Origin of the sequence: Exiguobacterium artemiae (assembly GCF_033342815.1) — a bacterium.
GTDB lineage: Bacteria > Bacillota > Bacilli > Exiguobacteriales > Exiguobacteriaceae > Exiguobacterium_A > Exiguobacterium_A artemiae_A.
On sequence record NZ_JAWPEN010000001.1, the window covers coordinates 215,518 to 241,513 of the forward strand.

Below are 25,996 nucleotides of genomic sequence, written 5' to 3' on the forward strand. Positions count from 1 at the left end.
ATCAAAAAGCAGGAGAGGATTTCTCCTCTCCGCCTTTTTAACGTTCGTTCATGGACACGTATGTCCGGTGTGTTTCACCAATATAATCGGCGCGTGGACGAATGAGGCGGTTGTCGCTATACTGCTCTAAAATGTGCGCTAACCAACCTGACATACGACTAACGGCAAAGATTGGTGTGAACAATTCCGTATCAAGTCCAAGTGCATGGTACGTCGAAGCTGAATAGAAATCAACATTCGGTTTCAATCCTTTTTCCGATTGGACGATCTCGTCAATCTTCACTGACATCTCGTACCATTTCGGTTCTCCGATTTGTGCTGTCAATTGACGGCTCATCTCTTGGAGATGCTTCGCACGCGGGTCGCCATCTTTATAGACACGGTGACCGAAGCCCATGATTTTTTCCTTGTTCTTAAACTTATTATGAACATACTCGTCAACCTTTTCAACTGAATCAATTTCAACCAACATCTTCATGACCGCTTCGTTCGCTCCACCGTGAAGTGGACCTTTCAAAGCACCCATCGCAGCTGTGACACCTGAATAGATATCAGACAACGTCGCAACACAGACACGCGCCGTAAACGTTGAAGCGTTCAGCTCATGATCCGCGTGCAGGACAAGTGCCTGGTTGAAGGCTTTTTCTGCTACTTCCGTCGGCTCTTCGCCTGTCAGCATATAAAGGAAGTTTGCAGCATACGAGAGTCCAGCTTTCGGTGCAACCGGCTCTTGGCCTTTTTTGATTCGAGCATACGCAGTTACGAGTGTCGCAATCTGCGCCTGAAGTTTGATGGCTTTAGCGTAATTCGCCTCTGTCGACATATCTTCCGCCGATTCATCATATAATGCGAGTTGCGACAAAGCAGTTCGGATAGCTGACATCGCGTTAGCAGTTTTCGGCGCCACTTTTAATGTCTCAAGGACTGCCGGTGCAACCGTCGCTTCAGAAATCAAAGCTTCTGACAATTGCTTCAGTTCGTCTTCTTTTGGTAAGCGGTCATTCCAAAGTAAAAAGACCACTTCTTCAAATGAGGCGTGCTCCGCCAAATCATCAATTGTATACCCACCATACGTCAACTGACCATCGATGATCGAACTGATCTTCGATGATGTCGCGACGATTCCTTCTAAACCTTTTGTTTGTGTCATACAAAAATCCCCCTTTTTTTCCCCCAGAAATTTAAAACGCTTTCATTTCCGTATTGAAAAAAAGACGTCTAAGCAAGAGTCGTTCCCCATATCGAACCGTTTGCTCTTGAATAGACCATCTTGTTTCTGTTCTTAGTATAAACAAAATTAACCAAAAAGTGAACGAACTTGCATACTATTATCAAAATTTTAATTCAATTCACTATCCTTACATAATTTATCCACTGATTACCTTAACGATGATGTCCCACATTCCAATGACCAATGCCGCAATTCCAGCTCCGATCAGTGGTCCAACCGGAACCCCTTGGAACATCCCCACCGCAAGAATCGTCCCGGCAAGCAAGGCCGTCGTGACGAGCGGATCTTCCTTCATCAATCCGACACCATGTGCCGCAATGATTGCGACAAAAATTCCCGCTAAAAACGAAATGATCCCGATATGCCCCCGTACGCTGTTGAGCAATTCTCTAAAACCGATGTCTCCCGTAGCAATCGGTACCAGGATGGCCGCTGTGATCAACGTGACTCCCCAGGTGATGCCTTTCGCCTGTAAAGACGGAAACAGACGTCCGTCGAGACCAATCGCCTTAATGATCAGTAAAAAAGCAGCTGCAATGATCAATGATTTGTTTTGAGCGATGACACCGATCAACACGAGACCGATCAAAAACAGATAGGCTTCCATGTTAAAACCCCCGATTTGAAAAAACGGATATGGCTTTCGCCACATCCGTTTCATTGATTATGCGTTGTACAATTTACCTGTTAACGGATCGATTGAAATACGTTGACCATCCGTGAAGATTGTCATGGCGTTTTCAACACCGACGATAACCGGTTTACCGAGTGAAGGACCAACGATTCCAGCATGGCTAGTCAATCCGCCGTCTACTGTGACCATTGCTGCAGCCATCTCGATTGCAGGCATCATGTCGCGATCCGTTGAGTTCGTGACAAGAATCATACCTGGTTTTGCTTTTGCGTTTGCTTCTTCAGCTGTATGCGCGATGACGACTTCGCCAACGACACCACGTTCACCGATTCCGCGACCGTTTGTGATCTCTTTACCGACGATGTGAATTTTCAACATGTTTGTTGTACCTGCTGTAAGAGCCGGGATACCTGCAGAGATGACGACGAGGTCACCGTCTGTGACGAATCCTGCTTCTTTTGCTGTATCAGCAGCAAGTGTCAACATGTCATCCGTGTTGTCTGAGAGGTGATCGACAACGATCGGATAAACACCCCAAACGATGTTGAGTTGACGTGCAACACGCGCGCTCGGTGTGACGGCAACGATGTTTGGCTCTGGACGGTATTTTGAAATCCGGGCAGCTGTGTAACCAGACTGTGTCGGTGTCAAGATTGCTTTTGCGTCCAGGTTGATGGCTGTATGCGTAACCGCTTGAGCGATCGCATCCGTCACAGTGTGCTCACTGCGTGTTTGACGATCTTTCAAGAGCATTTTGTAGTCGAGCATTTTCTCCGTACGCTTCGCAATCGTGTGCATCATTTGAACAGATTCAATCGGGTAGTCCCCGGCTGCTGTTTCACCTGAAAGCATGATGGCATCTGTTCCATCAAGAATTGCGTTGGCGACGTCTGATGCTTCCGCACGTGTCGGACGCGGGAAACGTTGCATCGAGTCAAGCATCTGCGTTGCTGTGATGACCGGTTTACCGTAGTCATTACAGATTTTGATGAGATCTTTTTGTGTCGGCGTGACTTCTTCCGTCGGAATTTCGATCCCGAGATCACCACGTGCGACCATCAAACCGTCAGAAATCGCGATGATTTCTTCGATGTTGTCGACACCTTCTTGGTTTTCGATTTTCGGGAAGATTTTGATATGGCTGGCGTTGTGTTTTTCGAGCAATTGACGAATCGCAACAACGTCAGACGCACGACGTACGAATGAAGCAGCGATCAAATCGATGTCGCTCTTAATTCCGAACTCGATGTCTGCGATGTCTTTGTCTGTCAAAGCAGGCAAGTTAACTTTTACATTCGGTAAGTTAACCCCTTTTTTCGTTTTAATGATTCCTTCGTTTTCGATATCGCAAAGAAGTTCACGGTTGTCGAGTTTTTCTGCGACACGGAGTCCGATTAACCCGTCATCCAACATGATCATTGAACCGACTTCGACATCATCGTATAAACCGTCGTATGTGACAGAGAACTTGTCCGCTGTACCGACGATTTCGTTTGCGTCACCGCTGACGACGATAACTTGTTTGCCGCGTGCGAGGAGGGCTTTACCTTCTTCAAACGTATGCGTGCGGATTTCCGGACCTTTTGTATCTAAAAGAATCGTAACTAATTTGTTTGCTTCTTCTGCTGCACGACGGATATCCGTGATGCGGGCACCATGTTCTTCATAGTCACCGTGTGAGAAGTTAAGACGAGCAACGTTCATACCCGCTTCAATCATTTCTGGAAGACGTTTTTCTGACGCCGGTCCAATCGTACATACAATTTTAGTTCTGCGCATATTCCATAAACCTCCTACAATGTTTGGCTGTTCGATCACAATGCCAATAAACCTATACCAATACGACGAATATCAGTCTACCTTAGATGGATAGTTGTTTTGACAACTCTAAGATTTCGAGATCCAGTTCGTGTTTGTTTTCATCCAATGCTTCGTCGATATCAAGATCGACCATCTTACCGCCGCGTACACCTACGACACGTCCTTGCTTACCTTCAAGCAGGATGTCAATCGCATAGGCACCCATCCGGCTTGCCAGTACACGGTCAGCAGCTGTCGGCGCACCGCCGCGTTGAACATGACCTAATACCGTGACACGTGTATCAAGTCCTGTTTCCTTGGCAATCTCGTCTCCAACATCCTGCGCACGTCCGGCACCTTCCGCTACGATGACGATCGAGTGTTTCTTACCACGATTGACACCGCTTTGAATCCGGTTCAAGACTTCTTTTAAATCTTCCGGACGTTCCGGAACCAGGATTGATTCCGCTCCGCCGGCTAATCCAGCATATAGTGCGATATCCCCTGCGTCGCGTCCCATGACTTCGATGACATATGTCCGCTCATGTGACGACGCCGTGTCACGAATCTTATCGATGGCTTCGAGTGCCGTATTGAGGGCTGTATCGAAACCAATCGTGTAATCCGTACCCGGAATGTCGTTATCAATCGTTCCCGGAAGACCGATCGTCGGGAAACCGAGTCCCGTCAATTTTTGAGCACCACGATAAGACCCGTCACCACCAACGACGACGAGTGCATCGATTTCGAATTTCTTCAGATTGACGACAGCTTTCGCGCGTCCTTCTTCAGTCCGGAATTCCGGGCAACGTGCAGAACGCAGGAACGTTCCACCCCGTTGGATGATGTCACCGACTGAACCAAGGTTCAATTGGACGAGATCTCCGTTAATCAGACCTTGGTATCCGTTATAGACACCAAACACTTCCAGTCCATGAAAAATCGCCTTACGTGTTACAGCACGCACTGCGGCATTCATGCCGGGTGCATCGCCACCACTTGTTAAAACAGCAATCCGTTTCAAACTCACGTTAATCACCTCTCTATTAATCTTAGTCTAAAATAGCACGTAGTTTTGTTGTTTTACAACAGGGCAGACTGCATAAACTTTCTACAGCAGTTTGTTCATCCTCTCACGAAATAAGGACTGCCAATCATGATAGCGATTACATGCAGGTTATGTGCCAATTTGGTGATATTTTTCTGTGCGCTTCTCGATTAACTGTTCTGGTGTCAAACGGGTCAGTTGGGCAAGCTTTTGTTCTAGAACAGATTTTAGTTTGTCCGCCTGTAATGAAACATCTAAATGCGCTCCACCGATGACTTCTGAGATGATGCCGTCCGCAATCCCGAGTCGCAGTAAATCAGGCGCCGTGATTTGCATCGATTCCGCCGCTTTCTCCGCGAGACTGGCGTCTTTCCAAAGAAGGGCAGCTGCACCTTCAGGTGAAATGACGGAGTACGTGGAGTTCTCTAACATCAACAGCTGATCACAGACACCGATTCCGAGTGCTCCGCCCGATCCGCCTTCACCGATGACGATCGAAATAATCGGGACCGGCATTCCGGCCATTTCAAACAGGTTTTTCGCAATGGCTTCACTTTGTCCGCGTTCTTCCGCGGCGCGGCCGGGATATGCGCCTTTTGTATCAATGAATGTAATGATGGGACGATTGAACTTCACTGCTTGTTGCATCAACCGTAAAGCTTTCCGGTAACCTTCAGGATGCGGCATACCAAAGTTGCGGCGGATATTTTCCTTCGTATCTTTCCCCCGCTGATGACCAATTACCGTTACGGCTTGCCCATTCAGCATTGCAATACCTCCGACGATGGCTGCATCGTCATATCCATGCCGATCACCGTGCAATTCAATGAAGTCGTCACAAATCAGGCGCACATAATCGAGTGTCGTCGGACGTTCCGGATGCCGTGCCAGCTGCACACGGTTCCACGCTTTCATATTCCCGTAAATATCGAGTTCTAACCGACGCAACCGTTCTTCCAATAAATTCAGTTCTTCTTTGAAATCAAGGCCTTGCGTCTCTGCCATATCGTGCAGTTCTAATATTTTTTCGCGCAATGCGATTACTGGTTGATCAAATGGTTGCATGATTGGTTCCCTCCGAGTGCATCATCAGAATTCGTGTGTAGTAGGTTTTCAAGTCGTGTCGCGATACGACATCGTCGAGTTGTCCCGCCTGCAGTAAGAACTCTGACGTTTGGAAGTCTTCCGGTAATTTTTCACGAATCGTCTGTTCAATGATCCGCCGGCCGGCAAAGCCGATCAAAGCACCGGGTTCTGCGATATTAAAATCGCCTAACATGGCAAAACTTGCCGATACTCCACCTGTCGTCGGATGCGTCATACAGGAAACGTACAGCAATCCGGCATCAGAATGCTGTTTCAGGAATAAGCTCGATTTCGCCATCTGCATCAGGCTGACCATTCCTTCCTGCATCCGTGCTCCACCTGAAGCTGAAAAAATCGTTACGGGTAATCTTTCTTTTGTCGCGTAACGGATTGCTTCCGAAATCGCTGCTCCGACTGCTGCTCCCATTGAGCCCATCCGGAAACGGGCGTCCATGACACAGGCGACGAGCGGGTATCCGTTGACTTGACCGACACCGCAGACAATCGCTTCTTCAAGTCCTGTCCGCACTTGATCACCTTTCAGCTTTTCAGGATAATCCTGAAAATCGAGTGGGTCGGCCTTGACTGCCGGTAAATCAAAATACGTAATCGTTCCCGCATCAAATAATTGTTCAAATCGTTCAGTCGCTGTTAACGGATGATGGTATCCACAGACACAGACTTTTAAGTTCGCTTCGAGTTGTTTCGTATATTGGATCAGTTTGCACTTCGGACATTTTGTCATTAAACCAACCGGTACATCGACCCGCTGTTCTTTTGACGTCAGAGTGACAAATTTTTTAGGTTTTCGAAAAAATGCTTGCACGTTAGTTCCCCCTTGTGGTTCCTACGAGCGTTTTAGAAAAGCTTCCCGTTCCGCTCGCGTATAGAGCTCCCCTTGATCAAAACTTTGATAGAAGGCATTCACTTGCCGCCAAATCCGCTCAAACAAATCATTATCGATTGTAGCGATCAGCGTTTCCCGAAATGCCGCATCGGAATCGACGTGCGCTTCTAGAATGGACACGTCTGCGAGTTGAACAAAAGCTGCCTGTTCAAGCAAACGAAGTGTTCCTGCCAAATCTTCAAATTTTGAATCGCCGGTCACTAAAAATTGTGCGATGATCTGAATGTAGGTATGGTCATCCCGGTTTAAAAGAAAACTGCCTCCCCCGTGCCTTGTCTCGATGATTCCGAGATAGGCGAGCGTCCGAAGTGCTTCCCGCACCGAAGGACGGCTGATCGACAGTCGTTCTGCCAATTCACGTTCTGATGGAATTCGATCTCCCGGCACAAAGCCATCCTGTTCGATCATCGTTTTGATTGCTGAAATATTCGTTTCAAAAGCATTCCGCTTTTTCTCCATTTTGTACAGCACCACCTTCCTGACGCATGCGTCATTTCCTTATTCCGGCGGTCATTGGTCAGACCAATTACCCCTTATTATAACAAATCTTATTACCTACTACTAGTTCGAACGCGGCACATTTTTCAGGATGATATTCGCTTCCCCGAAGCGAATCCGGAGTTGGGCCATCAACTCCTCTTCCTGCTGAACGGCATAAATTCCCGGCAACGGCTTGGTTTCATTCGTATCGGCATAACGTACGACGACCGGAATATCACCCGGGGCCGATTCGAGCATCCGTTCCAGAACAGCGAGATCATTTTTAGACGGCAGTTTGACGAATAAGACGTCCTGCCCCAAAGGACGCAACCGCTCGAGGACGAATTGACGATCTCCCTCACGTTCCTGCACCTTCACTTCAATCAACAGCACGTTTCCGATATACAACGACCGTTTGAACGCGGCATACTGTTGCGGAAAGACAACGACTTCCTCCGTCGTATACCCGTCGACGGCATGAATGACTGCCATTGTCTGGGCACGCTTCGTTTTGAATTCACGGATTTGCTCAATATAACAAACCAAGTAGTTGGTTTGATTCCCTTCCAGCGAGAGGGTTTGGAAATGTGTCGTCTCAACAGGCGGCTTCATCGCGGTCATCAACGGGGAATAGGTCAGCCAAAATCCAAGTGACTCGCGCTCAAGGCGTGCCCAATCGGTCGCTGTCCGGTTCGTTTGTGTTGTTGTTTTTCTCCGTCCAAGGCTTGCGAGTTCGTCCGGAAGCAGTGTATTCGAAGCCATCGTAAAGTAGTCGAGGACCTCCTGTTCTGCAAGCCCCCGGTCTCCATGAGTCGAACGATCAAACGCCCCGCTGTACAACAACAGCTCAATCTTCGCCCGTTCCTTTTTCCCCCACCCGACTGCCGACAATAACTGTGTGATCGTCTGCGAGGTTTTCGCGGCTTCACGTAACGTATGAAAGTCTTTTTCCGTAATTCCCCGAAGCGTCTGAATTCCGAGCCGGATTCCTTTGCCTTCTAATGTCGAACGGAAATCCGACATCCAAATATCGGGCGGCAATACCGGAAGCCGTTTTTCCCGCATGACGCGGACGAGACGTTCCGGTTGATCAATCGATACCAATGAAAAGATTTGTGGATAATGGGCTTTCATATATCCGAGTGCATAACTGATTTTGGTATAGGCAACAGCATGACTGCGATTAAATCCATAACCGGCAAACCGTTCGATTTGATCGTACAACGTTTCGGCAACCGTTAAATCAAAACCGTTTTGCAACGCCCCTTCGATAAAACGTTTCTTTTCCGCTTCTACAGACTGACTGCTTTTTTTCGAAATCGCCCGCCGCAGCAAATCGGCTTGAGCCAGCGTAAATCCGGCAACCCGGCGTGTAATCTCCATGATTTGTTCCTGATAGACGATGACGCCGTAGGTCGCGGTTAAAATTTCTTCTAAAATCGGATGAACCATTTGATAAGGTTGACCGGCTTTTCGTTTCGCATAGAGATCGATGAACTTCATCGGTCCCGGACGGAACAGTGACATCGTCGCGACTAAATCCTCAAACCGGTTCGGCTTGACCTCGCGCAGCGTCTGTTTCATCCCTGCCGATTCAAATTGGAAGATTTGATCCGTCTCTCCTTTGGCAAACAACCGTAACGTCGCCTTGTCCTCGTCCGGTATCCGTTCGACCGAGAAATCAGGGTACGCATGCTGAATCAACTGCTCCATCTGCCGCAACCGTGTTAAATTACGTAATCCAAGCAAGTCGATCTTCAGCAAACCTTGTTGTTCGATTGCCTTCATTAAATATTGTGTGACGAACCGTCCACTTGCATGTAAATCAACCGGTGTCGTCTCGATCAATTCCTCTGAACCGATGATGACGCCGGCAGCATGAATCGAACGTTGTCTCGGTAATCCTTCAATCGCTTGAGCCAGCTGTAACAATTGACGTCGTTTTTCACTGCCCGAGAACCAGCGGTAAATGGATGCTTGTTGCTCGAGCCCTTGTAGCGTCGTCACTTTTCCCAATTGTTTTGCCGCCGCGTCGGTTTCATCTTTCGAAAATTCCAATGCCCGTGCTACATCACGCAGGGCGGCTTTCGCTCCAAGAGTCGATAACGTTCCGATTTGACCGACATGTTGCTTGCCGTACCGCTCGACCAGGTACTCAAGCACTTCCTCCCGCCGCGCATCTTCAATGTCAATATCGATATCAGGCATCGTGATCCGTTCCGGATTCAGGAACCGTTCAAATAACAAACCGTACTTCAGCGGATCGACGGTCGTAATCCCGAGGGCATAACTGACGAGTGATCCGGCAGCCGATCCACGTCCCGGGCCGACACGGATTCCTTCACTTTTCGCGTGGCGAACCAAATCTTCAACAATCAGGAAATAGTCCGCAAATCCTGTTTTTTCAATGACTTCGAGTTCATACTGCAACCGTTTCGTCGCTTCTTCCCCGACATGTCCATGTGCAAGTAAACCATCGTGCGCCAACCGGTTCAGGGCGTGATTCGAATCATCCGTCACCTGTGGAAGAGGACGCGATTGAAACGGTAACGTCAACGTCTCCTGCGACTCCGCCCACCGTGTTAACAACCGCAGTTCCCGGTCCGTAAACTGATCCTGTAATTCTTCCGTCAGTTTAAGATGAGCTGACCGGCTGACCTTTTGTTCAGCGAACATCGTACCTTCGTCAATGGCACGCAGGGCTTGAAACGCATCTGCTTCTTCGCGAAAGAGATAACGAACGGGATCAATCGGAATCGTTTCAATTCCCAGGGCATTTGCCGCTTGACGGTATCGTTCCCTGCTGTCGCGTTCAACAGTCGAACGGACTGCCTTGACACCAAGTAAAATCCTGGCTTTATGTGCTGATCCCATCCACTGGGCGACGAGACGCCGCAAGCGCGCTTCATCTTCCGGTGCCTGACGTTTCGGTTCGAGGACGGCAATCAGCTCCGAGTAATCTTCAACCGGCATTTCACTGGCCAGCCGGTAAAGTACTTTTAATCCACGGCTTGTTTTTGCATACCATAGAATCGTAAGTTCATCCGGTTCTATGACTTGTTCGAATCCGACGATCGGAATCAGTTCCCGTTGCTTACAGCCTGCCATAAATGCCGGGACGCCTGTCAAAGAAGTCTCACAAATCGCCGCAGCCGAAAAGCCGCGTCGTTTCACTTCATCGAGATAACGATCCATCCGAATCGTACTTTGCAAAGGACTGTATGCTGTACGGACATTTAGTTGGACCATCCTGTTTCCTCCATCCTCACTTGATTATATTTCGCCTGTAAATGAAACGTTTTCAGAAGTTTCATATCTATGTGTTTCTCAGTCTCGCCATCCCCATCATTTTTCGCTACAATAAAAAGAGAACATCATGACTTGCACGGAAGGAGAGTTTGCCATGATTTTAAACCGTAGCCAAATCGCTCGTGAAAAAGTGGAACAACTGAAATTAGGGGTCACCGCTTTTACAGAGACTGAAGAAATCGCTGAAAAAATTCGTAAGTCCGTCAAAGAACTTGAATTGAATGTCATTGAAGATCATACAGAACGGGGAACTTGGTTCATCCCCCAGGAAGAGGCTTCCACTCATTGATGCAAAAAAGGCTGTTCGCCATGTATCCGAAACAGGATGATGGCGAGCAGCCCTTTTTTATTCGAAAGTAAAGGCTTCTGCCACTTCATTTAAACGGGATACGACCTTATCAACTTCTGTTAAATCCTTGATTGTTGCACCTGATGCCATCGGATGTCCGCCCCCATTGAATTCTTTAGCCACCTCATTGATGACGGGCCCTTTAGAGCGCAGACGGACACGCACTTCCTTATCTGTTTCGAGGAACAAGGCCCATGCTTTTAAGCCTTTCAAGCCTGCAAAACTGTTGACAAGAAGAGAGGCCTGTTCAACGGTCGCATCGAACGTCGTCAACGTATCTTGTGTCAACACGACGTAACCGACGCCTGCTTCCGTCAACTGGATGTGTTGCAACACGTAACCTTGTAACTGTAAAGCGACCAGTTCTGTCTGATACATATTTCGATAGAGCCAATCCGTATCAATCCCTGTATCAAGCAGTTGCGCCGCGACGGAAAACGTCCGGCTTGTCGTCCCTCTGAATTGGAAACGACCTGTATCTCCGACGATTCCTGCATAAAATTGAATCGCTGCAGCGGCCGGGATATCGTACTCCCATTCATTTAAAAGATGGACCAACAGCTCCGACGTCGAACTGACGGTTGTATCGACAATCTGAACGTCTGCGTAAGGGTCTTCATCCGGATGGTGATCGATTTTAATCGTCTGTTGCCCGTTCAAGGCTTCCGCTCCATCAATCCGGCCTTGATTGGCTGTATCCAGTACAATGACAAGCGCCTGTTGATATTCTGTTGAGTCCACCAAATCAAGTTCTCCCATAAAGGAAAGCGAAGCTGCCATTTCACCCACGGCCTTTATTTTTTTATCAGGAAATCGTTTTTGTAAAACCCGTTGCAGTCCAAACTGACTGCCTAACGCGTCGGGGTCTGGACGTTCATGGCGGTGAATGATGATCGTGGATGCTTGTTCAATCAATTGTCTGATTTGTTCTTTCACAGTGCACAGCTCCTCTAAATATTGATATGATACAAACAGATACAGAAAGAAAAGGAGGTCATCCATATGCAGTTTGTTCTCATTCTGTTAATCGTCTTGTCACTCGGCGGATATCTGCTTGCCAAACGACGTGCGTTTCATACGAAAAGCACGAACCGAAAATTTTTATTTAATACGCAAGCGAGCATCTGGCTCAGCTTGTTCGTCATCTTGTTTGCCGTCAACCAATTCGTCTCCGGTGACGGATTGACGACGACGATCGGAAAAGTCGTCTGTTCGATTTTGATCGTCATCGGTGTCGCTTCGTTCATCGCCGGCTTCATCCGCTATAAAAAAATCTATCCGTATGTGGTCCGTGAAATGGAACAGACGGAACAGTCCTAAAAAAGACGGTATCTACCGTCTTTTTTTGTGTCTTGTTACGTTATCGATCAATCAGTTGTGAGGTCACGAGGGCTTTCGCAACGATTTGTGTGCCTTGATACATCTCGACATCCACTTTTCCGAACTTCCGCCCGACATCAAAGACATTTGCCCGGATCGTGATCGTACTCTCGATTTGGACGGGTTTGATGAAATAGATACTGACGTTTTCGATGACAAGGTCGCCTTTTTTCATATGGCGTAACATCCGGGTCGCTCCTTCGACGAGCAAAGTCGTCAACACGCCACTTGAAGCCGTTCCCATGAAGTTTGTCATTTGCGGCGAGACTTCCAGTGAAAGGTAAGGTCCTCTCGCATCTTCCGCCGCCTTGATTTGTCCGGTGATCAAATCATCAAACGTTTCACCGACTTGCGGCTGGCGGTTCGCAAGTTGCAGGGCTTTCAGTACATCCTGTCGGCTGATGATCCCGAGCAACCGGCCGTATTGATCGATGACCGGTAACATCTCAATTCCTTCCCACACCATCTGATGCGCGGAATTCGTCACACTCGTCCGGATTCCGACCGTGATCGGATGACGGGTCATGACTTTTTCGACGGGCCAATCGTGCGGACGGTCAATGATATCCTTCGCCGTCACGACACCGACAACCTTCATCTGTTCATCAATGACCGGATAACGATTATGTTTCGTCTGTTCATTGAGTTCATGCCATCTGGAAATCGGATCGTTCGTTTGTAAATAAAACGTATCGTGTAAAGGAATCAAGATATCGGAGACAAGCAGGATTTCTTTTTTGATCAATCGGTCGTAAATCGCCCGGTTGATCATCGTCGCGACAGTGAACGTGTCGTAAGACGTTGAAATGATCGGCAGTTCCATTTCGTCCGCCAACCGTTTTGCGTCTTCCGTCGTATCGAACCCGCCGGTGATCAGGACCGCTGCTCCTGCATCCAAGACCAGTTCATGTGCTTTTTCCCGGTTTCCGATGATGACGAGACTGTCGACATCAATGTAACGCATCATCGCCTCCAGCTTCATGGCGCCGATGACGAATTTCGTCAACGTCTTATGAAGTCCGTCACGTCCTCCGAGAACTTGTCCGTCCACGATGTTAACGACTTCCGCGAACGTCAGCTTTTCAATATTTTCTTTTTGTTTCTTTTTGATGCGGATCGTGCCGACGCGTTCAATCGTTGAGACGAACCCTAAATTTTCCGCTTCTTTGATGGCACGGTAGGCCGTACCTTCGGATACCGTTAAGTCCTTTGCGATTTGCCGGACGGATATTTTGGCGCCCACATCGAGATCCTCAATGTGCCGGATGATCTGTTCATGTTTTGTAGGCATGCTGTATCCCTTCTTTTTCCTATATTCTACTCTTCTGTCATTATACTGTACTACTCCAACGAATGAAAAGTGTACTAGTCCCGATTTACGAGAAATGTTTTCCATTTCCAACGATGGTATACTGAATCATGAAACGAACAGAGAGGTGGAAACGATATGTTAGAACGGACAAACCAGATTAGTCGTGTATTAAAAGAATCAGGAATTGACGTTGCATTGATTACGTCAAAAGCGAGTGTATTTTATTTTTCAGGTGTCTATGCGGAACCACATGAACGCGTGATGGCTGTCATCGTTGATGCGAACGGAAAACGTGCTCTTTTCTGTCCTGCTCTCGAGGCAAACATCGTCGCTGCAAGTCCATGGGACGGTGAAGTCATTACGTATGCAGACCATGAACATCCATTTGATAAAATCAGCGAAGCCCTTAAAACATTTTCGATTTCCAACAACCGGATCGGTATCGAGGGTGAACATATGACGTTCAGCCGGTTCAAAGAGTTGGAAGCCCGCCAGGAAAATGCGGCGATTCTTGATATTGGTCAGCCTTTACAAGCACTACGCCTTAAAAAAGATGCTCAAGAAATTGAAATTCTCCGTGAAGCAGCCGCACTCGCGGACGAAGCGATTGAAATCGGCAAACAGGCGATTCGTCCCGGCGTCACGGAAATGGAAGTCATTTCAACAATCGAGTTTGAAATGAAAAAGAAAGGTGTCCGTGAGATGTCGTTCGACACGCTCGTTTTATTCGGAGCGAACAGCGCCGATCCGCACGGTGTCCCAGGTGACCGCGTCATTCAAGAAGGCGATTTCGTCCTGTTCGACCTCGGTGTCGTATGGAAAGGATATTGTTCAGACATTACCCGGACTTTCGTTTACGGAGAAGCCAGTGAAGAACAGCAAACCATCTACCAAACCGTTCTTCAGGCACTTGAAGCTGCAACAGAAGCCAGCCGGGTCGGCGTGACTCTCGGCACATTGGATCAAGCGGCCCGGAACGTAATTGATCACGCCGGTTACGGGGATTACTTCACGCATCGCGTCGGACACGGTCTCGGAATCGACGTCCACGAATTCCCGTCACTCGCCTCAAACAACTTGCTGACAGCAGAAGCCGGCATCGTCTATACACTCGAACCAGGCATCTATGTCCCAAACGTCGGCGGAGTACGAATCGAAGACGACATTCATCTGACAGAAAACGGTCCTGAAGCTTTGACACATTATCCGAAACATCTTCAGTCCATCCCGTCTCACTAAGAAAAAGAGATCAATTCCGGAATCAGTCGGAATTGATCTCTTTTTTACCTTTCTCTTTTTCAAGGACGTGATTGATGGACGACGTTCACTCCGCCGGTCACATCCAAAACAGCACCCGTGATCAGACCGGATTCTTCCGCCAGTAAAAACGAAATGGCTCGGGCGATATCTTCTCCGACACCCGTCCGCCCGACAGGTGTCTGATCATCCGCTGACGCCTGTTCAATCCGCTTCGCTTTATTGTCCCCCACAATATTGCCGGGATTGACCATATTTACTGTGATGCCGTGTTCCGCCTCTTCCAGGGCAACACTTTTCGTCAGACTGACCATACCACTTTTCGCAGCGGCGAACGCAGCCCGTTCCACCCACCCGGGTGCAGAAGCACTCTCCGGAAAACCGTATGTAATGATACGTCCGTATTGTCGTTCGCGCATGATTGGAAGGATTTTTCTTAACAACCAAAAACTAGCTGTCAGGTTACCAGTTACTACTTCATTCCATTCTTCATCCGAATAGTCGACGAGCGATTTCCGTTCGAAGATGTACGGGCCCGCGTTCAAAATCAACGCGTCAATCCGACCATGGACAGCCATCGTCTGTTCGACCGCCTCCATCAACTGATCTTGATTTGTCACGTCTGCTTGAATCAAATGGAGCCGTTCATGGGAAAATGTCGGTTCCGAGCGATGTAGTGCCGTAACGTGCCAACCTTCTTCAAGCAAACGGCGGGTCACCATCTCACCTAATCCTTTTGTTCCTGCTGTAATTAATGCGTGCCTCATCTCGGCATCGCCTCCTTTCATCTCTTTCCATCTTACGGGTTCCGCTGTCGAAGAACAATTTTAAAATCTCCTTAAATGTTCCTCACCTTCTATTTAAGGGAATGGTATAATAAGGGTGTAAAATCAGACGAACACGAAGGGATGGATACATGATGGCAATCGTATATCATAACATTTTAGTAGCAGTCGACGGATCAAAAGAGGCAGAACGTGCTTTTGAAACGGCGATTGACGTCTCACTTCGAAACAATGCCAAACTCGTCATTGCTCACGTCATTGATACGCGGACTTTCGCGACTGTTGAAGCATACGATCGGACGATTACCGAACGTGCCGAATCCTATGCGAAAGAACTGCTTGATGATTACGTCAAGACGGCTCAAGAACGTGGTGTCAAGGATGTTGAAGTTGCTATTGAATACGGTTCTCCTAAAGTAACCATCGCCAAAAAGCTTGCACCGAATCATAACGTTGATTTGATCATCTGTGGTGCAACCGGTTTAAATGCTGTCGAACGTTTCTTCATCGGTAGTGTCTCTGAAAGTATTACCCGTTATGCGAAATGTGACGTCTTAATCGTCCGCCTTTAATTGAACTTATTTTTAGCACTCCCTCTAAAAAAAGAGGGGGTGCTTTTTTAAGACAAAAAAAAATCAATCGCACCGATGTACGATTGATTGAAAAAACTTATTTGTATTTAACAGTGACGTTACGACGACCCCAGTTAAAGGCTTCGGCACGTGAGTAGTACAGAATATCCATCTTCTTGCCTTTGATGGCACCGCCTGTATCTGCTGCTGTATATGTCCCTTTTAATTTCCCTTTGTAATACACTTTTACTGTTGAGCGAAGCGGGATCACACGTGGATCAACTGCTACGACTTTCTTTTTCGAACTCTTGATGTTCCAACCGATAGCCGTTAAGTTACCGCTGCCTGGATCATATGGTGTATAAGCTGTCGCGCTGACGTTTGTGATTGTTTTCCATCCGCCTGTTGATTGTTTCTTCGAACCGCTTGATGTGACAACTTTAGAATAACGGGCACTGAGGTAAGCTGTTTTTCCTTTATAGCTGACTTTATACCAGTTTCCTGTTTTTGCTTTGTACGGCAATGTTTGATTCTTATATAGAAGACCGAGTTTCTTGGACGCTGTTGTGGCTTTCTGGCGAACAATCAGACTATCGACCGACGACTTGACATTTTTTTTAGTTGCAGCTTCCGCTTGGAGACCTGCAAACGAACTGAGTGCTAACAAGACTGCTAAAACACTAGCGATTATTCGTTTCATCATCATGTAATCTCTCCTCCATAATTGTTCCTGTTTTGTAACTTACATTAATATACATGACAAAATGGAGCAGTGCCGTTACATATAGACCACAAAAAGATGACGCGATTGTTACTTTTATGTTACAAAAGACTCATTTTTAACGGTTTCAAACCGTTTTTACGACAATAACCGGTTTAACTTTCGTTTTCACGTTTTTTATATGACAACTGTTGTAACAAACGTTTTTAACAACAGCGGCAAGCCTTCTGTTTTTAGTCTGTTCAGATGATTTTTTCAAACAAAAAAAACGCCTGAACACAACTTTCGTTGTCATCCAGACGTTTGATCTACTTATGCGTTTTGTTCAACCAATCCACCTATACGAACTGTATCGCGGGCAATCATCAATTCTTCATTCGTTGGAATGATGATGACTTTGACCGGTGAATGCGGATAGTTAATGAATAATTCTTCGCCGCGTGCACCGTTGTTGAGTGATGGATCCCAGTAAACGCCCATGAACTCAAGACCGCGTAAGACACGCTCACGGATCGAATCCGAGTTTTCACCGACACCTGCTGTAAAGATGATCGCATCGACTCCGTTCATCTCGGCTGCATATTGTCCGATGTAGCCGTGGATCCGGTTCGCAAAGATGCGAAGCGCCATTTCTGAACGGTGATTTCCTTCTTTTGCAGCTGTTTGGACATCACGCAAATCGCTTGAAAGACCAGACAGACCGTAAATACCGGATTCTTTGTTCATGACGTTCAAGACGTCTTCTGCTGTTTTCCCTGTCTTCTCCATTAAGAACGGAATCAGAGCCGGGTCAAGTGAACCAGACCGCGTACCCATTGTAATTCCTTCAAGTGGTGTGAAGCCCATCGTTGTGTCAATCGATTCTCCGCCGGCAACGGCTGCGATCGACGCTCCGCTTCCGAGGTGACATGAGATCAGACGCAAGTCTTGTAACGGACGACCGAGCAGTTCAGAGGCACGTTCTGTAACGTACTTATGGCTTGTTCCGTGGAAACCGTATTTGCGGATTCCGTACTCCGTGTAGTACTCATACGGCAGACTGTAAAGGAAGTTTTCTTCCGGCATTGTTTGGTGGAACGCTGTATCGAAGACTGCGACTTGCGGTACGTTTGGCAAGATCGCTTGGAATGCACGAATCCCGATCAAGTTCGGTGGAATGTGCAACGGACCGAGCTCCGTGTACGATTCGATATCTTGCATGACGTCTTCTGTAATGATGACAGAGTCCGCATATTTTTCTTTCCCGTGTAAGACACGGTGTCCGACACCTTTAATTTCATCATATGATGAGATGATACCGAATTCCATCAGCTTCTCAAGTGACAATTCAACTGCTTCTTTATGTGTTGCAAGTGGAAGAACATCTGTGAATTTTTGTCCTTCTCCGTATTTAATCGTAAAGATGGCATCGTCTTTTCCGACGCGCTCTACTAAACCGACTGCAATCATCGTTTCGTTCGGCATCTCAAGTAACTGGAACTTCAGTGACGAACTACCGGCGTTTACTGCCATAATCTTTGCCATGATTTATTTCCCCTTTTCCATTCAAATCGCTCGACATTCACATCTGTATGAGTCTTGCTCTTTTTCTGTTCTACACTAGAATAGTCAAATTAACGACAGATTTCAATCACTTTGCGCATTTCATTTTAATTCTGTGTTAATCCATTCATCAATCTGTTTCACCATTCCGCCAAACGCACGGGCATCCGTAAACGACGGTAACTCGGCCAGTAATGCTTGTTTCGGCATCGTCATACCCGCCAAGTGATTCCGGACTATCAGATAACTTTTAGCCGATTGCTCCTGTTTAAACATCGTCAATGGCAGTTGGAGGATTCCGACGACATGTGCTTTCGTTTCGAAATACTGCTTCAGTTTACCTTCTGTATCATGTTGAAAAAGTCCATTCGGAATGACGAACACACCAAACCCGCCCGGCTTAACATAATTCATCGCTTGTTCAATCAACAGGAAGTGACTGTAACTCATGCCTTCGTCCCGTTTTAAAACATACGTTTTTGAAACTTCTTCATCCGGATAGTAGCCAATCGGCAAGTCTGCCATCGCCAAATCGACCGGATCAAGCAGGAGCGGACGTAACGCATCCTGATGCGTATAGTTGACCGGATAATCCATTAATTCCGAAACCGATGCCGATAATCGAATCAACGTTTCATCCACCTCGACGGCTTCAGCAACCGTATCTTTCGGAAGTTGACTGAGGACAGCATGCAACATGCCGCCGGTTCCGCTGCCGAGATCAAGTAAACGGACATCCTCCTTCTTGATTAATTTCCCGATTAAATAACCTGCAAACAATGCAACGCTGTCCGGTGTCGGCAAATGATTCGGTTGCGCTTGTTTCATCCCTTCAAGAATTGCGAGGGAAACCGCTTTGCGGACTGTTTCCGGTTCCACGTTTTCCGTATGCCGCTCATTTAAGCGGTCAATGACTTCCGTCAATCCTTCAAGATAAGGCATGTCTAAATCACGTTCTAACTTACGTGCTTGTTGCGTCAGTTCTTTATATAATTTTTCTAACGATTCCATGTGTTTCCCACCCTTTCCAAAACGAAACGGCCCCCGCACTTCTTGGGAGCCGTTTTTTCTCATTACTTTCATTGTAGCGGTTTTACGCTGTTTGTAAACTATTCTTACTTCGTTGCTTTTGCGCCTTTAGCAGCCGCAAGTGCCGAATCGAAATCAACTTCGTTCGTTGACTCTTCTAAATATTCCGCGTAGACGACTTCATTTGCCGCATCGATGACGAATACAGAACGGGCGAGTAAACGAAGTTCTTCGATCGCTACTCCGTATTGTGTACCGAATGAAAGATCACGGTGGTCAGACAGTGTGACGACATTATCGAGGCCGCTTGCTGCACACCAGCGACGTTGTGCAAACGGTAAGTCGTTTGAAATCGTCAAGACCGTCACACCTTCGATCGCTGCTGCCTCTTCGTTGAATTTACGTGTTTGGGCATCACAGACACCTGTATCGATTGATGGTACGACACTGATGATGCGGACTCCTTCATACGTATCGCGTGTCACCGGTGAAAGGTCGTTTGCTAAAACTTCAAAATCCGGTGCCTCTTGTCCGATTTCAACAGGTGTTCCGATTAATGTGATGGCGTTGCCTTTAAATGTTGCCATGTAAATTCCCCATTTCCCAATAGATTCATATGTCGTTTTCCATTCTACTATAAAAATGCTGCCACGATAACACAAGATTTCTGCCCGTGCTTTAAGCTATCAGTACCGATTTTTGTCAAAGACAGGTATAATAAAAGAGTTCATGAAACGCTTTCAAGGGGGAATTGACCATGGCTCGAAACAATGTCTACCTGTATTACCGTAATAAACAAAGACACGAGACGCAGGTACGTAAACTGATTGAAGTAGGAAATCGGTATGGATTGAACGTCGTCCAGGATCACAAACAAGCCAACATCATTGTCTCTGTCGGCGGAGACGGTGCCTTTCTTCAAGCGGCCCGCTTCACGGGATTCCGGGAAGATGCCATTTATGTCGGATTCGGTGAAGGACAAAATTCATTTTACTGTGATTTCGACATTAACGATCTGTCTTCAGTCGAAGCGATTTTCAAAGAAACCGGCAGCCGCGCTTCAGAAGGCGAAATTGAAGTCCGCCGCTATCCGTTGCTTGAAGCTTCGATCAACGGTGGTCCAGCCATGCTGTGTCTGAATGAATGTTCCGTTAAATCGAGCATCATCAAGTCACTGGCAATCGAAGTTTACATTGACGGTTTCCTGTTTGAGACATTCCGCGGGGACGGTATGGTCATCTCGACACCAACCGGCTCAACGGCCTATAACAAATCATTATCAGGTGCCATCGTCGATCCATTGATCCATTGTCTGCAAGTCAGTGAGATTGCGTCCGTCAACAACAACCGTTACCGGACACTCGGTTCGGCGTTCCTCTTAAATCGCGGTCGGAAATTGTCTTTACGTATCATCGAAGACGGCAACGACTATCCGATCATCGGAATGGATAATGAGGCGCTCAGCTTAAAACGGACAGATTCTGTCGATATTCAATTATCGGAAAAAGAACTGAAGACTGTTAAATTAACGAATAATACATTTTGGCATAAAATCCAACGTTCTTTCTTATAAAATAAAAAAACTGCCGATTGGCAGTTTTTTTATTTTAATTCATGACCGGTGCCGCTTCAAAGACTGTTTTACCTGCTTGAACAGTTTCGAGCAAACGGTTATGCAAGACAGCGTCCCCGCGTAGCGTATAAAAATCCTGTTCGAAAATGACAAAGTCCGCGTCGTAACCCGGAAGCAGCATCCCTTTTCGTCCGTGAGTCTCCGTCGCGATATGTGGATTTTTCGTAAATAATAATAACGCTTCATACATCGACAAAACTTCATTCGTTTTATTGATGTTCCCTGCTGTTCCGGTCGTCGCGGCATACAAGGCCCGCCGGACATCCGGATTCGAGATCGGTGCATCCGATCCGCCGCAGAGAAGCGCTCCCGTTTCCGCCAGTGACTTCAATCGATAAGCCCAATCGAGACGGTTCAGACCAAGACGTTCCTGCGCAAAATCTGCATCATCGAGCAGAAAGACCGGTTGGACGTCAATTAAGACCGGTAATTTACGAATCCGTGCCAATAATTCCGGACGGACGACCGTCGCATGAATGATCCGGTCCCGTGTTCCTTTTGGCGCCGGATATTTTTCGAGGACAGCGACAAAACGTTCGATCGCCAAATCGCCGATGACATGTGCCGCCACCGTGAAGCCGTAACTCCGGGCTCGTTTCACGAGTTGTTCCAGTTGTTCCGGCGAATGGACTTCGATGCCGCGTGTCGTCGCATCATCCGAATATCCTCTGCCAAGTAATGCCGTTCGTCCGCCGAGCGCTCCATCAACAAACAGTTTCATCGCACCGGTCGACAGAGTCGATGGCAATACAGGATTCATCTGAATGAGTTGATCGATGACTAAATGATGAACGAGCAGATGGGCATGGAAGCCTGTTTCTTCCGTCACTTCCCGGTAGGCCTGCAGGACTTCTTCTAAATCACCGTGATACGCCAAATCTTCCGTATGCGCAGCAATAATTCCGTGACGGTATAAGTCTTTGATCGCCGACCGCAACGATGATTTATTCCGCTCGATCGATCCAGATTGTAAGGCGTACAGCGGTTCAATCGCTGCATCGTAAAGGAAACCGTCTGCTTCTCCTGATTCAAGTAATCCGATTTTCCCGCCTTCGACGACAGTTGAGGCTTTATACCCCAGCTGTTTGAATAACACATCATTGACGAGGACTGTATGCCGATCCGTCCGCTTTAACAGCGCCGGTTCTGTCGGGAACAGTTGGTTTAACCATGCTTTCGTCGGTGCCCGGTCAAGCTTCGTTTCATCGTACCCTTCCGCCACATGTAACCCGTTGATTGCCTCTGCCTCAACAAATGCTTTTCCTAATTCCTCAAGTGTCGCATAGTTTGATGCATCAACCCGCCCGATCGCTTCTCCGTATCCGATTAAATGAATGTGCGCATCCGTGAAGGCCGGGTAAACAGCTTTCCCGTTCAGGTCAACGATTGACAGAATCCGTCTTCCGAACCGCCGGCGTAACTTTCCTTCTTCCCCCATTGCAATGATACGCGTTCCTTCAACGAACATCGCCGAATGAATGTCTGTTTCATGCGACATCGTTCGAATGATTCCGTTCACATACAGTTTCCCCATCTCAATCGCTCCTTTTTTTACAAAAACAGGGTGACCTGGACGGCCACCCTGAATTGTCAGTGATGATTATGCATGCATCGTTTCCGGTTGACCACATGCTTTTCGAATACGTTCAATCGAGTTAGGATCAAACTGTTGTAACACTTGTTCCCCTAACGCAATTGTCCGTTCATAGTCTCCTGCAAGGAACTTCGTCTCGGCAATCGTCAACGACATATGTATCTCGTTATCTTGTCGGCGGAATCGATTGGCGTATTGGACGAGTCGCTCTGCATACGTGACTTCGAATACTACTTTATCTATCCGTTCTTGCAATGTTTTAAACGTTCCGTTGACATCTTCACTTTGCGAAACGATGTAATGGACGTTAAACGGCAACTCTTCCAACCGTGTCTCGAGCGTCTGCAGTGAACGGCTTGATGCCTGTAAGGCCTCTTCGACGTCTGCCGGAATTTTCGGGAGACCGAGTCGTTTTAAGCGTAATCGGATGGTCGATAACAGTTGGCGCCACTCGGCAACACGTTGACGGACTTCTGTTTCTTCCTTCCGTAATGCCTGCAGTTCAACGGCGAACCGTTCATATTGAAGCATCAGCTGTTCTTCCAAACGGACCGCATCCCGCATTTGATCTTCAAGCATGCTGAAAGGAATGATCCGGCTCGCAATCGATTCATCTAAATCTTTTGCTGCTCCGAACAACATTTCTTCATCGCGCTGAATCGATTCGTAATGTTCGCCTAAATCTGCTGAGATCTCGTAATTCTCACGGAGCATGCTGAATTCCTGTGCCAGTTGATGGACCTTCTCCCGCATCCGTAATGCTTTTTGTTTCAATGATTGGTTTTCTTTTTTGACATGATGTCTTGCATCGACTTCCCGCCGGAACGTATCGTACATTTGGTCGATATCCGAAGCGAGTTGTTGCACCTGCTCTTCAAGTCCCGTGATTTCCAGGAATTCGAGTTTTTTGACGAGGCTCAGACGTTGTTCTTCAAACCGCTTGATATCCGACTGCATTCCGAGTGGTTCAAGCGGATAACCGTCAAGCGTCATTTCTTTGTATCCGGCACTGAGCTGGTCAATCCGTTGACGTAATTCATGCGCAAGTGTCTTCCATTGTTGCGGAATCACTTCGACGAGTTGACGTGTTTCTTCTACTTTTGCTTCCAGTAACAGACTGGTCTCATAAGCTTTCGTCACTTCGCCCGCCTCTTCAAAGGCAACCATCTCGACGCGTAACCGGTCGATTTGTTCCGCCTGCTCTTCTAAATTAGGTAATGCAGGTCCGAATGACGTCGCCTGCAATAACAACGACTTACGAACTTGGCTCGAGTTTGTTTCGCCTTGCGCCTTGAGCTCCGCCAAGACCGACTGATTCGTCTTGAAAGTTGACATTTCTGCCAGCATTTCATCAATTAATCCTTCCAGTTCGGCAATCAATTGTTCTGTTACTTCCAGATCATTTTTGACCGCAACAAACCGATAACGATCCAATCCTTCTTCCGCTCGATATAATGTCTCGTCGATTTGTGCGACGTGGACTGTCACGAGTTCCTCCCATGCTTGATGCCAGGAAGTGAATTTCGTCTCCGTCTCACCCGCCATCGGGAGTTCCTTCAGTTCTTGCAACTCCTTCGGAATCGACGCGCTGATGATTCCTTGTTTCCGAAGATCAAGTTCATCGATTTTCGTATAATATTTTTTCCGACTGACCATGCTGAACAGCATGACGAGTAATACGATGACGATGACGCCAATCACCCATGCCCACATTTGCTACGACCTCCACCCTATCAAGCGACTTTATATTTTGAGAAATTCGCTTTAATCTTATCCTTATAATAGTATAGCGCAACCGATTTGCATAGATTTACTCGGGCTTTTACTAATTTCTTCCGGATTTTTAAGTCGGAATTCCTGAAATCAATTGTTTGTCAGTCGCGGAAAAACCCGATAAGATGAATGAAATATGATTTTTCAGGAGGAATTCTAATATGTTTGAGACAACGACTTATGATGGTGACCGTACAAAACAATACGAAATGTTGAATAAACAGCTTGATGCTTTGCTGACGGGAGAAACAAACCAGATTGCCAATCTGTCAAATGCAAGTGCACTCCTCGGTCAATTTCTCGACCGGACAAACTGGGTCGGTTTTTATCTGATGGATCAAGAACAAAACGAATTGGTGCTCGGTCCGTTCCAAGGGTTGCCGGCATGTGTCCGGATTCCGCTTGGTCGTGGCGTTTGCGGTACAGCGGCACAAGATCAGACGACACAACTCGTCACGGATGTTCATGCGTTCCCGGGACACATCGCCTGTGACGCGGCCACGAATTCGGAAATCGTCGTCCCGTTGATTAAAGACGGAAAAACGATTGGTGTCCTCGATATCGACAGTCCTGAACTCAGCCGTTTCGATGAGACCGATCAAGCCGGTCTCGAAGCATTCAGCGAAATTCTTCTTCGTCATATTTGATTGACAGCACGAATCAGCAGACGTATACTTGTAAAAGTGCAGAAATGATAACGATAGCGGTCAAATCGCTTGCGTATCACATTTCATGACTCGGCTTTGCCGGAGGGGCATCGTGTAACTTTGCTATCAAGCGAGGGTGCCACATCATGAAATGGGCGTAACGTGGGTTTGATGGCGTTATTATTTTTATGCAAATAATAACGAACACTAAGGAGGAGTCTTATTATGGCTCGCTATACAGGTCCAGCTTGGAAACTTTCACGTCGTCTCGGTATCTCTCTTACTGAAACAGGAAAAGAAATCGCAAAACGTCCGTACGCTCCAGGACAACACGGTAACAGCCGTCGCAAAATGTCTGAGTACGGTCTTCAACTTCAAGCGAAGCAAACGCTTCGTCACATGTACGGAGTAAACGAACGCCAATTCAACCGTATCTTCAACGATGCTGGCAAAATGCCTGGTATCCACGGTGAGAACTTCATGTTCTTACTTGAAGCACGTCTTGACAACGTCGTTTACCGTATGGGTATGGCTCGTACACGTCGTGCTGCTCGTCAGCTCGTCAACCACGGTCACATCCAAGTTGATGGCGCTCGCGTCGACATCCCGTCGTTCCGCGTGAAACCAGGTCAAACGATCTCAGTTCGCGAAAAATCGAAGAACTTTGTCGTTATCAAAGAAGCACTCGAAGTTGCTCCAGCAACTAAAGACTTCGTTACTTTCGATGCTGAGAAGCTCGAAGGAACGTTCGTCCGTCTTCCAGAGCGTTCTGAATTGAACGATCAAATCCAAGAACAACTCGTCGTTGAGTACTACTCACGTTAATCAGTTGTTTCAAGCATCCACTCCGGTGGGTGCTTTTTTTATGTTTCCCTTTTCCGTTCTTTGTGTTAACCTTTATTTTATA

The 25,996-nt window shown here is 47.2% G+C and carries 24 protein-coding genes; 7 read left to right on the plus strand and 17 right to left on the minus strand.

The window, feature by feature from the left end; genetic code table 11:
* Window positions 1-37 precede the first annotated feature (37 nt).
* The 8 genes from citZ to dnaE form a co-directional block, all read right to left on the minus strand.
* On the minus strand, window positions 38-1,150 hold the full coding sequence (gene citZ, locus R7V76_RS01060; protein WP_214763320.1) for a citrate synthase: 1,113 nt from the start codon (window positions 1,148-1,150) through the stop codon (window positions 38-40).
* A 217-nt stretch (window positions 1,151-1,367) separates the two neighbouring features.
* Window positions 1,368-1,838: a DUF441 domain-containing protein gene (locus R7V76_RS01065; protein WP_318090981.1), complete on the minus strand. Its 471-nt coding sequence runs from the start codon at window positions 1,836-1,838 to the stop codon at window positions 1,368-1,370.
* A gap of 57 nt (window positions 1,839-1,895) precedes the next feature.
* Window positions 1,896-3,644 carry a pyruvate kinase gene (gene pyk, locus R7V76_RS01070; RefSeq protein WP_214763313.1) on the minus strand — a complete coding sequence of 583 codons (1,749 nt, stop codon included), beginning with the start codon at window positions 3,642-3,644 and terminating at the stop codon, window positions 1,896-1,898.
* Window positions 3,645-3,726: 82 nt separating this feature from the next.
* Window positions 3,727-4,689, minus strand: a complete 963-nt coding sequence (gene pfkA / locus R7V76_RS01075; protein ID WP_285801107.1) for a 6-phosphofructokinase — start codon at window positions 4,687-4,689, stop codon at window positions 3,727-3,729.
* A gap of 153 nt (window positions 4,690-4,842) precedes the next feature.
* A complete protein-coding gene (locus R7V76_RS01080; RefSeq protein WP_290827355.1) occupies window positions 4,843-5,778 on the minus strand; it encodes an acetyl-CoA carboxylase carboxyltransferase subunit alpha in 936 nt (311 codons plus the stop codon).
* The gene (gene accD, locus R7V76_RS01085) at window positions 5,765-6,625 is read right to left on the minus strand and encodes an acetyl-CoA carboxylase, carboxyltransferase subunit beta (RefSeq protein WP_290827357.1); all 861 of its coding nucleotides are present in this window, start codon (window positions 6,623-6,625) and stop codon (window positions 5,765-5,767) included. The genes R7V76_RS01080 and accD overlap by 14 nt, the downstream gene beginning before the upstream one ends.
* A 21-nt stretch (window positions 6,626-6,646) precedes the next feature.
* Window positions 6,647-7,165 (minus strand): FadR/GntR family transcriptional regulator, encoded by a 519-nt coding sequence (locus R7V76_RS01090; protein ID WP_318090982.1) that lies wholly within the window; start codon window positions 7,163-7,165, stop codon window positions 6,647-6,649.
* A gap of 102 nt (window positions 7,166-7,267) precedes the next feature.
* Window positions 7,268-10,435: a DNA polymerase III subunit alpha gene (gene dnaE / locus R7V76_RS01095; RefSeq protein WP_318090983.1), complete on the minus strand. Its 3,168-nt coding sequence runs from the start codon at window positions 10,433-10,435 to the stop codon at window positions 7,268-7,270.
* Between the two features lie 154 nt (window positions 10,436-10,589).
* Between dnaE and R7V76_RS01100 the strand changes: the two genes are divergently transcribed.
* Window positions 10,590-10,784: a hypothetical protein gene (locus R7V76_RS01100; protein WP_114595250.1), complete on the plus strand. Its 195-nt coding sequence runs from the start codon at window positions 10,590-10,592 to the stop codon at window positions 10,782-10,784.
* 57 nt (window positions 10,785-10,841) lie between these two features.
* Here R7V76_RS01100 and R7V76_RS01105 read toward each other — a convergent pair whose 3' ends face one another.
* Complete coding sequence (locus R7V76_RS01105) at window positions 10,842-11,780, minus strand: DHH family phosphoesterase (protein WP_318090984.1); 939 nt, start codon at window positions 11,778-11,780, stop codon at window positions 10,842-10,844.
* A 66-nt stretch (window positions 11,781-11,846) separates the two neighbouring features.
* Here R7V76_RS01105 and R7V76_RS01110 point away from each other — a divergent pair, with 66 nt between their 5' ends.
* Complete coding sequence (locus R7V76_RS01110; protein ID WP_012371088.1) at window positions 11,847-12,164, plus strand: YtpI family protein; 318 nt, start codon at window positions 11,847-11,849, stop codon at window positions 12,162-12,164.
* Between the two features lie 40 nt (window positions 12,165-12,204).
* Here R7V76_RS01110 and R7V76_RS01115 read toward each other — a convergent pair whose 3' ends face one another.
* Window positions 12,205-13,515: a DRTGG domain-containing protein gene (locus R7V76_RS01115; protein ID WP_012371089.1), complete on the minus strand. Its 1,311-nt coding sequence runs from the start codon at window positions 13,513-13,515 to the stop codon at window positions 12,205-12,207.
* A 156-nt stretch (window positions 13,516-13,671) separates the two neighbouring features.
* Between R7V76_RS01115 and R7V76_RS01120 the strand changes: the two genes are divergently transcribed.
* Window positions 13,672-14,775: a M24 family metallopeptidase gene (locus R7V76_RS01120; protein ID WP_318090985.1), complete on the plus strand. Its 1,104-nt coding sequence runs from the start codon at window positions 13,672-13,674 to the stop codon at window positions 14,773-14,775.
* 59 nt (window positions 14,776-14,834) lie between these two features.
* Here the strand turns inward: R7V76_RS01120 and R7V76_RS01125 are convergent, their stop codons facing one another.
* Window positions 14,835-15,560: an SDR family oxidoreductase gene (locus R7V76_RS01125; protein WP_318090986.1), complete on the minus strand. Its 726-nt coding sequence runs from the start codon at window positions 15,558-15,560 to the stop codon at window positions 14,835-14,837.
* Window positions 15,561-15,712: 152 nt separating this feature from the next.
* On the opposite strand from R7V76_RS01125, the gene R7V76_RS01130 reads away from it, so the two are divergent.
* Entirely contained in the window at window positions 15,713-16,150 is a 438-nt protein-coding gene (locus tag R7V76_RS01130) for a universal stress protein (protein WP_026827730.1), read from the plus strand.
* Between the two features lie 97 nt (window positions 16,151-16,247).
* On the opposite strand, the gene R7V76_RS01135 is transcribed toward R7V76_RS01130, so the two are convergent.
* From R7V76_RS01135 to tpx, 4 genes are all read right to left on the minus strand, one after another.
* Window positions 16,248-16,853 carry a 3D domain-containing protein gene (locus tag R7V76_RS01135; RefSeq protein ID WP_233494505.1) on the minus strand — a complete coding sequence of 202 codons (606 nt, stop codon included), beginning with the start codon at window positions 16,851-16,853 and terminating at the stop codon, window positions 16,248-16,250.
* Window positions 16,854-17,183: 330 nt separating this feature from the next.
* Window positions 17,184-18,395: an acetate kinase gene (locus tag R7V76_RS01140; protein ID WP_318090987.1), complete on the minus strand. Its 1,212-nt coding sequence runs from the start codon at window positions 18,393-18,395 to the stop codon at window positions 17,184-17,186.
* 120 nt (window positions 18,396-18,515) lie between these two features.
* The gene (locus tag R7V76_RS01145) at window positions 18,516-19,424 is read right to left on the minus strand and encodes a class I SAM-dependent methyltransferase (RefSeq protein ID WP_318090988.1); all 909 of its coding nucleotides are present in this window, start codon (window positions 19,422-19,424) and stop codon (window positions 18,516-18,518) included.
* A 104-nt stretch (window positions 19,425-19,528) separates the two neighbouring features.
* The gene (gene tpx, locus R7V76_RS01150; RefSeq protein ID WP_318091171.1) at window positions 19,529-20,035 is read right to left on the minus strand and encodes a thiol peroxidase; all 507 of its coding nucleotides are present in this window, start codon (window positions 20,033-20,035) and stop codon (window positions 19,529-19,531) included.
* A 164-nt stretch (window positions 20,036-20,199) separates the two neighbouring features.
* Between tpx and R7V76_RS01155 the strand changes: the two genes are divergently transcribed.
* Window positions 20,200-21,015: an NAD kinase gene (locus R7V76_RS01155; protein ID WP_012371098.1), complete on the plus strand. Its 816-nt coding sequence runs from the start codon at window positions 20,200-20,202 to the stop codon at window positions 21,013-21,015.
* Between the two features lie 34 nt (window positions 21,016-21,049).
* Here the strand turns inward: R7V76_RS01155 and R7V76_RS01160 are convergent, their stop codons facing one another.
* Window positions 21,050-22,609: an amidohydrolase gene (locus R7V76_RS01160; RefSeq protein WP_318090989.1), complete on the minus strand. Its 1,560-nt coding sequence runs from the start codon at window positions 22,607-22,609 to the stop codon at window positions 21,050-21,052.
* 66 nt (window positions 22,610-22,675) lie between these two features.
* Entirely contained in the window at window positions 22,676-24,382 is a 1,707-nt protein-coding gene (gene ezrA / locus R7V76_RS01165) for a septation ring formation regulator EzrA (protein WP_318090990.1), read from the minus strand.
* A 221-nt stretch (window positions 24,383-24,603) separates the two neighbouring features.
* On the opposite strand from ezrA, the gene R7V76_RS01170 reads away from it, so the two are divergent.
* Both R7V76_RS01170 and rpsD read left to right on the plus strand, forming a co-directional pair.
* Entirely contained in the window at window positions 24,604-25,089 is a 486-nt protein-coding gene (locus R7V76_RS01170; RefSeq protein WP_318090991.1) for a GAF domain-containing protein, read from the plus strand.
* A gap of 225 nt (window positions 25,090-25,314) precedes the next feature.
* Window positions 25,315-25,914 (plus strand): 30S ribosomal protein S4, encoded by a 600-nt coding sequence (gene rpsD / locus R7V76_RS01175; protein ID WP_012371102.1) that lies wholly within the window; start codon window positions 25,315-25,317, stop codon window positions 25,912-25,914.
* Window positions 25,915-25,996 lie beyond the last annotated feature (82 nt).

Coding starts and splice junctions, on each gene's coding strand:
- pyk (WP_214763313.1), bottom strand. CDS start 3,644: ATGCGCAGAACTAAAATTGTATGTACGATTGGACCGGCGTCAGAAAAA.
- dnaE (WP_318090983.1), bottom strand. CDS start 10,435: ATGGTCCAACTAAATGTCCGTACAGCATACAGTCCTTTGCAAAGTACG.
- ezrA (WP_318090990.1), bottom strand. CDS start 24,382: ATGTGGGCATGGGTGATTGGCGTCATCGTCATCGTATTACTCGTCATG.
- R7V76_RS01100 (WP_114595250.1), top strand. CDS start 10,590: ATGATTTTAAACCGTAGCCAAATCGCTCGTGAAAAAGTGGAACAACTG.
- R7V76_RS01090 (WP_318090982.1), bottom strand. CDS start 7,165: ATGGAGAAAAAGCGGAATGCTTTTGAAACGAATATTTCAGCAATCAAA.
- R7V76_RS01145 (WP_318090988.1), bottom strand. CDS start 19,424: ATGGAATCGTTAGAAAAATTATATAAAGAACTGACGCAACAAGCACGT.
- R7V76_RS01140 (WP_318090987.1), bottom strand. CDS start 18,395: ATGGCAAAGATTATGGCAGTAAACGCCGGTAGTTCGTCACTGAAGTTC.
- R7V76_RS01115 (WP_012371089.1), bottom strand. CDS start 13,515: ATGCCTACAAAACATGAACAGATCATCCGGCACATTGAGGATCTCGAT.
- rpsD (WP_012371102.1), top strand. CDS start 25,315: ATGGCTCGCTATACAGGTCCAGCTTGGAAACTTTCACGTCGTCTCGGT.
- R7V76_RS01135 (WP_233494505.1), bottom strand. CDS start 16,853: ATGATGAAACGAATAATCGCTAGTGTTTTAGCAGTCTTGTTAGCACTC.
- R7V76_RS01155 (WP_012371098.1), top strand. CDS start 20,200: ATGGCTCGAAACAATGTCTACCTGTATTACCGTAATAAACAAAGACAC.
- R7V76_RS01120 (WP_318090985.1), top strand. CDS start 13,672: ATGTTAGAACGGACAAACCAGATTAGTCGTGTATTAAAAGAATCAGGA.
- R7V76_RS01160 (WP_318090989.1), bottom strand. CDS start 22,609: ATGGGGAAACTGTATGTGAACGGAATCATTCGAACGATGTCGCATGAA.
- R7V76_RS01065 (WP_318090981.1), bottom strand. CDS start 1,838: ATGGAAGCCTATCTGTTTTTGATCGGTCTCGTGTTGATCGGTGTCATC.
- R7V76_RS01170 (WP_318090991.1), top strand. CDS start 24,604: ATGTTTGAGACAACGACTTATGATGGTGACCGTACAAAACAATACGAA.
- R7V76_RS01130 (WP_026827730.1), top strand. CDS start 15,713: ATGGCAATCGTATATCATAACATTTTAGTAGCAGTCGACGGATCAAAA.
- R7V76_RS01125 (WP_318090986.1), bottom strand. CDS start 15,560: ATGAGGCACGCATTAATTACAGCAGGAACAAAAGGATTAGGTGAGATG.
- R7V76_RS01110 (WP_012371088.1), top strand. CDS start 11,847: ATGCAGTTTGTTCTCATTCTGTTAATCGTCTTGTCACTCGGCGGATAT.
- citZ (WP_214763320.1), bottom strand. CDS start 1,150: ATGACACAAACAAAAGGTTTAGAAGGAATCGTCGCGACATCATCGAAG.
- R7V76_RS01080 (WP_290827355.1), bottom strand. CDS start 5,778: ATGCAACCATTTGATCAACCAGTAATCGCATTGCGCGAAAAAATATTA.